Raw genomic sequence first — 7,525 nt, 5'->3', positions numbered from 1 at the left:
GTTGATGCACAAGAAAAAGAGAAAAGAAAAAAGATGTCTGCCAAATAAGTTTTGTATTATTGTAGAGATATTGCAAAGACATTCTTTCAATTGAAGAATTTTGTTATATTTGGAATTAGATTTTAGTAAAAAATGATTGCACACATTCAAGGAAAATTAATTGAAAAATCACCAACTGAAGTAGTAATTGACTGCAATGGAGTTGGTTACCATATTAATATTTCTTTGCATACTTTCTCTTTACTTCCCAATGCTGATTTCATCAAATTGTTTACGTTTCTTCAAATTAAAGAAGATGCACATTCTTTGTTTGGTTTTGTAGAAAAATCAGAGAGAGAATTATTCAAATTATTACTATCGGTTTCAGGAATTGGAGCAAGCATTGCAAGAACAATGTTGTCATCTTTAGATCCAAAACAAATAATCCATGCCATTGCCAGCGCAGATGTTGTCACCATTCAATCTATAAAAGGAATTGGAAGCAAAACAGCACAGCGTGTAATACTGGATTTGAAAGAAAAAGTGTTAAAAATCTATGATTTAAGCGAAATTTCTTCTTCTCAACACAATATTAGTAGAGAAGAATCGTTATCTGCTTTGGAGGTTTTGGGCTACATTAGAAAAAATGCAGAAAAAGTGGTGGATAAAATCATAAAAGAAAATCCAGAAGCTGGAGTTGAAACAATAATCAAACAAGCGTTAAAAAATTTATAATTCTTGGAAACAATATACTTTACAAAATCATTATTAAACTTTAAAAAATTAATCTTAGGATTAGTTTTGCTGCTAAGCGCTACAGTTTTCTCTCAAGTAAATCCCACTCAAATAGACAGTACCGGTTATTCAACAGGTAGGCTGGAAATTAAAAATCCAAACAGCATTGTCAACGCATATACTTACGATGTGGCGACCGACAGATATATTTACACCAACACTGTTGATGGATTCAATATCAATTACCCGATTATTTTAACACCAAAAGAATACGAAGAATTAGTACTTCGCGAATCGATGCGTGACTATTATAAGCAAAAATCGGATGCTATTGATGGAAAAAAAGATGGAAGCGAAGCTGCCAAGAAAGATTTGCTCCCGCGATATTATGTCAACTCGAGTTTTTTTGAAAGTATTTTTGGTTCCAATACGATTGATGTAAAACCGACAGGTTCTGTTGAAATGGATTTGGGAGTCCGTTACACCAAACAAGATAATCCATCCTTTTCGCCAAGAAACAGAGCGCAGACTTCATTTGATTTTGATCAAAGAATCAGTATGAGTCTGAATGGAAAAGTAGGAACGCGACTGAGCGTAAACGCCAATTATGACACTGAGTCGACCTTTGCTTTCCAAAACCTTATCAAATTAGAATACGCACCAACAGAAGATGATATCATCCAAAAAATAGAAGTTGGAAATGTGAGCATGCCACTTTCAAATTCATTGATTCGTGGTGCACAAAGTTTGTTTGGAGTTAAAGCCCAATTGCAGTTTGGAAAAACCACAGTAACAGGAGTTTTCTCGGAACAAAAATCTCAAACGAAATCAGTAACGGCACAAGGCGGCGGAACCATTCAGGATTTTGAATTATTTGCTCTTGATTATGATTCTGACAGACACTTTTTCTTATCACAATATTTTAGAAATAAATACGATGAGGTCTTAAGAGATTATCCGGTAATAAGAAGTAGAGTTCAAATTACAAGGATTGAAGTTTGGGTAACCAACAGACAAAATCGTGTGAGCACAACCAACAATAATTTAAGAAACATTATTGCGCTTCAGGATTTAGGAGAATCAAGATTAACAGGTCTTACAGACCAACAAATAGTTGCTATTCCTGTAATTCCAACAAATCCCAACTTCTTCCTAACAACTCCAACTGACACACCAACCGATAATAGCAATAACCAATATGACCCGGAATTAATCACAACAGGTGGTGGATTATTAAATACAAATATTAGGGATATTGTTACCTCAAGTGCAGGTTTTAATAACACTGTAGACGAAGGAACCGATTATTCAAAACTTGAAAACGCCAGAAAGCTGGCGCCGAACGAATATTCACTTAACACACATTTAGGTTATATTTCATTGCAACAACGTTTAGCTAATGACGAAGTGTTAGCAGTTGCTTATCAATATACTATTGGTGATGATGTCTATCAGGTTGGAGAATTTGGTACAGATGGTGTTGATTCAACAGTAATTACAGGTACTGAAACAACTAATCCAACAGTATCGACTCAGAGTTTGATTCTGAAAATGCTAAAAAGTAATTTAACCAATGTTGAGAAACCTATTTGGAATTTGATGATGAAAAATATTTATCAAATTCAGGGTGGATACCAACTGCAACAGGAAGATTTCAGATTTAATATCTTATACACTGACCCTTCACCATTGAATTATATTACACCCGCCAACGATAGTTCTCCTTTACCGGCTGATGTCGCAGAAACTCCTTTGCTAAAAGTATTCAATGTTGACAGGTTGAATTATAACAATGATCCACAATTAGGTGGTGATGGTTTCTTTGATTTTTTACCCGGATTGACGGTTGACCAGCAAAATGGGCGATTAATTTTCACAACAGTTGAACCTTTTGGTAAACTTTTATTTGAGAAATTAAGAACATTTCCGACACAGAATTATTATGGAGATCCAGCTACAGCAGATTATAATGACAATCAGCGAAAATATGTTTTCAGAAGCATGTATACCGGCACACAGGCCGCAGCTTTGCAGGATGCTGAAAAGAATAAATTCCAATTAAAAGGAAGATACAAATCTTCTGGTGGTGACGGAATTCCGATTGGTGCCTACAATGTTCCAAGAGGTTCGGTAGTAGTAACAGCAGGTGGAAGATTATTGCAGGAAGGAATTGACTATAGTGTGAATTATCAGGCTGGAAGAGTTCAAATCCTTGATCCGTCGTTGCAGGCATCGAATACACCAATTCAGGTTTCTGTTGAAAACAACTCGACTTTTGGACAACAAACCAGAAGATTCATGGGAATTAATGTTGAGCACAAATTCTCTGATAAATTATTGCTTGGGGCTACTTTTATCAAAATGACAGAAAGACCACTTACGACTAAATCAAATTATGGTCAGGAATCTGTTAACAATACTATCTTTGGCTTCAATGCCAATTATTCTACTGAAGTTCCTTTTTTAACCCGACTGGTTAATAAATTACCGAATATAGATACCGATGTTCCATCTAACTTCTCATTACGTGGGGAAATTGCCTTTTTAAAACCGGATGCTTCGAAAACAGACCAGTTTGAAGGTGAGCCAACAGTTTATGTTGATGATTTTGAAGGTTCGCAAACTACTATCGATATGCGTTCAGCACAATCATGGAGTTTATCATCTGTGCCAAAGCGTCCAACTGTAGCCGATTATGATGATTTTGGCTCGAATGCAGTTGACTTAAGTTATGGATACAAGAGAGCAAAATTAAACTGGTATAGCATTGATCCAACTTTATATGTGCAAACGCCTGGAGACATAGGGAATGATGGTATTTCAGCTAATAATACAAGAAGGATTTTCAGCCGTGAATTATTTCCTCTGACAGATATTCAGGTTGGGCAATCTCAGGTAATAAATACTTTGGATTTATCGTATTATCCAGAAGAAAGAGGACCGTATAATTACAACCCAACTGCTCTTCCGAATGGATTTGATTCTACTGATCTTATTAATGGCTCAACGAAAAATTTTGGTGGAATTATGCGTTCCATAAATTCTACAAACTTTGAACAAAGCAATGTAGAATATATTCAGTTTTGGGTTTTAGACCCTTATTTTGATCCTGGAAACCCAACGGCCGTTGCTAATGCAGGAAATTTAGGTCAGGTCTATTTTAACCTTGGAGAAATATCTGAAGATGTTTTAAAAGATGAGCGTAAGCAATATGAAAACGGATTACCTTCAGACCCTACTTCACAAGCATTAACCAATCCTACTGTTTGGGGTAAAGTGCCATCTTCGCAGTCACTTATCTATGCTTTTGATGTGGATGGTGGCAATAGAACAGCACAAGACGTTGGTTTTGATGGTATAAATGATGCTGCTGAACAAAACCTTCCGGGAATTGGAGGTTATGCTGCTTTACCTGACCCTGCAGCAGATGATTATCAATATTTCTTAAGTGCAACCGGTTCAACCATATTTGATCGTTATAAAAACTATAATGGAGTTGAAGGGAATTCACCTGTTGGACTTTCAGATAGTAACAGAGGCTCAACAACGATTCCGGATGTTGAAGATATAAATCGTGATAACACGATGAATACGGCTAATGCATATTATGAATATAAGATTGAAATGTATCCAGGTGGACCGGATGGAATGCCGGTAGGGCAAAATTTTATTACGGATAAAGTTATTACCAATGTTATTGCTACTGATACGCCTAATGGAGTTCCAACGCAAGCCAGATGGTATCAATTCAAAATTCCGGTAACACAGCCAACTTCTGTTGTTGGTAGTATTTCGGATTTTCGTTCTATTCGCTTTATGAGAATGTTTATGACAGGATTTTCAACGCCGATTACGCTTCGTTTCGGAGTTTTAGATTTAGTTCGTGGCGAATGGAGAAGATATGACAAACCATTTGATGCAATTACTGATGGTGATACAACCGACCCAGATACAAATTTTGATGTGTTATCAGTGAATGTTCAGGAGAATTCTCAAAGAGTGCCTATTCATTATGTAACGCCTCCGGGAGTTATTTTAGAGCAACTTAATAACGGGCAACAGGTTATCAATCAAAATGAGCAATCACTTTCGTTGAGAGTATCTGGAACAACACCAGGAAATGGCGGACTAGAAGTTGGTGACTCAAGAGCAGTATTTAAAAACGTGGATGTTGACATGCGTCAGTACAATAAATTAAAAATGTTTTTACATGCTGAAGCATTACCTGGAGACACACCACCACTGCTAAATGACCAAATGGCGGCATTTATTCGTTTTGGAAATGACTTTACCAATAACTTCTATCAGGTTGAAATACCGCTTAAAGTAACGCTGCCGGGTGCTATCGATAAGGATGATGTTTGGCCTGCAGATAATGAGATAAATCTTAACATGGCGTTGTTAACCAAGATGAAAGTTGAATCTTTGGGTATCAACTTCGCATCATTCCCCAACGGTATTTTCTATCCAGATGATGATCTCGTTAATTTCCCGGAAGGTGATGGCGATCCAAACCTGCGTTTAGGAATAAAAGGAACTCCTAATTTTGGTTTGGTTAGAACGTTAATGGTTGGTATTAAAAATAATCTTCCTGCCGGTAGTACCGAAAGTGTCCGCGGTGAAGTTTGGTTTAACGAATTGCGTCTTGCCGATTTGAATAACAAAGGCGGAATGGCAGCTGTTTTAAATATGGATACCAACTTAGCAGATTTTGCTACAGTTTCAGCCACAGGAAGAAAGAGTACTATAGGTTTTGGAGCTTTAGAAGAAGGTCCACAAGAAAGAAGCAGAGAAGATACACAGCAATATAACATTGTTACTAATCTTAGTTTAGGTAAATTATTGCCAAAAAAATGGGGAATTAATTTACCGTTCAATTACGCAGTTGGTGAAGAAACTATTACACCAGAGTATGATCCGTTTAATCAGGATATTCGTTTGGAGCAATTGCTTGCGAACACAACCAGTGTTGCGGTAAGAGAAAACATTAGAAACAGAGCAATCGATTTCACAAAAAGAAAAAGCATCAACTTTATTGGTGTTAAGAAAGAAAGAGCAGCGGAGCAGAAACAACATGTTTATGATCCTGAAAATTTAACGCTTTCGTATTCTTATAATCAGGTTGAAAAACACAATTATGAAATTGAAAATTTTATAGATCAGCAGGTTAATACAAGTGTTGATTATACGTATACTTTCAAAAACAAAGCAATAGAACCGTTCAAGAAAAACAAATTCTTTAAGAAAAGCTCCTATTGGAAGATGCTAAGTGATTTCAACTTTAACTATCTGCCTGCGAGCATTTCGTTTAGCAGTAACATTATCAGACAATACAACAAACAACAGTTTAGACAAGTTGATGTTGCCGGAATTGCTTTGGATCCATTGTTCAGAAGAAATTATATGTTCAATTATCAATATGGATTTAACTATAATATCACAAAAGCGTTAAAAGTTAATTTTACAGCTGCAACTCACAATATTGTCCGAAACTACATGGATGAAAACAATGTACCCGATAACAGCAATACAATTTGGACAGATTTCTGGAATATTGGAACGCCAAACCAGCACAACCAGGAAATAGTAGTAAATTATGACTTGCCAATTAACAAAATTCCATTCCTGGCATTTGTAAAATCTACTTATTCTTATACAGGTAGCTATAGCTGGCAAAAATCGTCATTAGCATTGGCTTCAGTTGATGGATATGATTTAGGGAACACAATTCAGAATGCAGGTTCACATCGTTTGAATACTGTATTGAGCATGGAAACTTTTTATAAATACATTGGATTAGGTAAAAAACCGGCACCTTCTGCTCAGAAGCCAGCTGCATTGCCAAAACCAGGCGAAAAAATAACCAGCATCAAAGCACAACCTTTAAAAACAACAAGTGTATTTTTGGATGGATTGAAAGGTGTTTTAACGAGCGTTAAAAACATTCAGGTTAACTATATTCAAAATGAAGGAACTGTACTTCCTGGATTTTTACCAGGATTAGGTTTCTTTGGTTCGTCAAAACCATCACTAGGTTTCGTTTTTGGAGGTCAGGATGATGTTCGTTACGAAGCAGCAAAAAGAGGTTGGCTGACAACTTATCCTGAGTTTAATCAAAATTACACTGAAGTTGTAACTAAAACATTAAACGTTACGGCGAATGTTGATTTATTCCCTGACTTTAAAATAGATTTGAGTGCGGACAGAACTTATGCTGACAACTACTCAGAGCAATTTTATGCCGATGCAGGTGGTGATTATCATCCTCAGTCGCCATACAATTTTGGGAACTTCTCAATTTCTGCAATTATGCTGAAAACTTCCTTTAAAGCAAGCGACGAAAATAGCTCTGCCTCTTTTCAGGATTTTAGAGAAAACAGAATTATCATTGCCAACAGATTAGCAACAGAACATTATGGAGGTTCGGGATTCCCAGTATATGGAGGTCCAGGGTTTGAAGTTCCTGCGCCAACTGATCCAAATTATAATTTTTATACTAATAACTTGGGTTACCCGGTTGGTTTTGGTAAAAACAATCAGGCTGTTTTGATTCCATCTTTCTTAGCAGCGTATACAGGTTTATATACAACAGGTGCCGGCGATGTTGCTAAAGGAATTTCGTTGGGTGCTTTTAGAGATATCCCAATTCCAAACTGGAATATCAAGTACAGCGGATTGATGCGTTATAAATTTTTTAAAGATAAATTCAAGCGTTTCTCAATCCAGCATGCTTACAGAGCTTCGTATACGATAAACTCTTTCCGTTCGAATCTTGATTACGATCCTACATCTTCGGTACAACAGGATAATG

Annotated in this window: 2 protein-coding genes; both read left to right on the top strand. The window is 36.4% G+C overall.

Annotation, left to right across the window (positions count from 1 at the left end; all coding sequences use genetic code 11):
• The first annotated feature begins 132 nt into the window (after positions 1 to 132).
• Positions 133 to 714 (top strand): Holliday junction branch migration protein RuvA, encoded by a 582-nt coding sequence (gene ruvA / locus ABIQ27_RS07080; RefSeq protein WP_348033085.1) that lies wholly within the window; start codon positions 133 to 135, stop codon positions 712 to 714.
• Positions 715 to 726: 12 nt separating this feature from the next.
• The coding region (gene sprA / locus ABIQ27_RS07075) for a cell surface protein SprA (protein WP_348033086.1) at positions 727 to 7,525 on the top strand (6,799 nt) is incomplete at its 3' end.

Source organism: Flavobacterium sp. (genome assembly GCF_039916025.1).
In the GTDB taxonomy this organism is placed as follows: domain Bacteria; phylum Bacteroidota; class Bacteroidia; order Flavobacteriales; family Flavobacteriaceae; genus Flavobacterium.
This window is presented reverse-complemented; position numbering and strand designations above follow the sequence as displayed.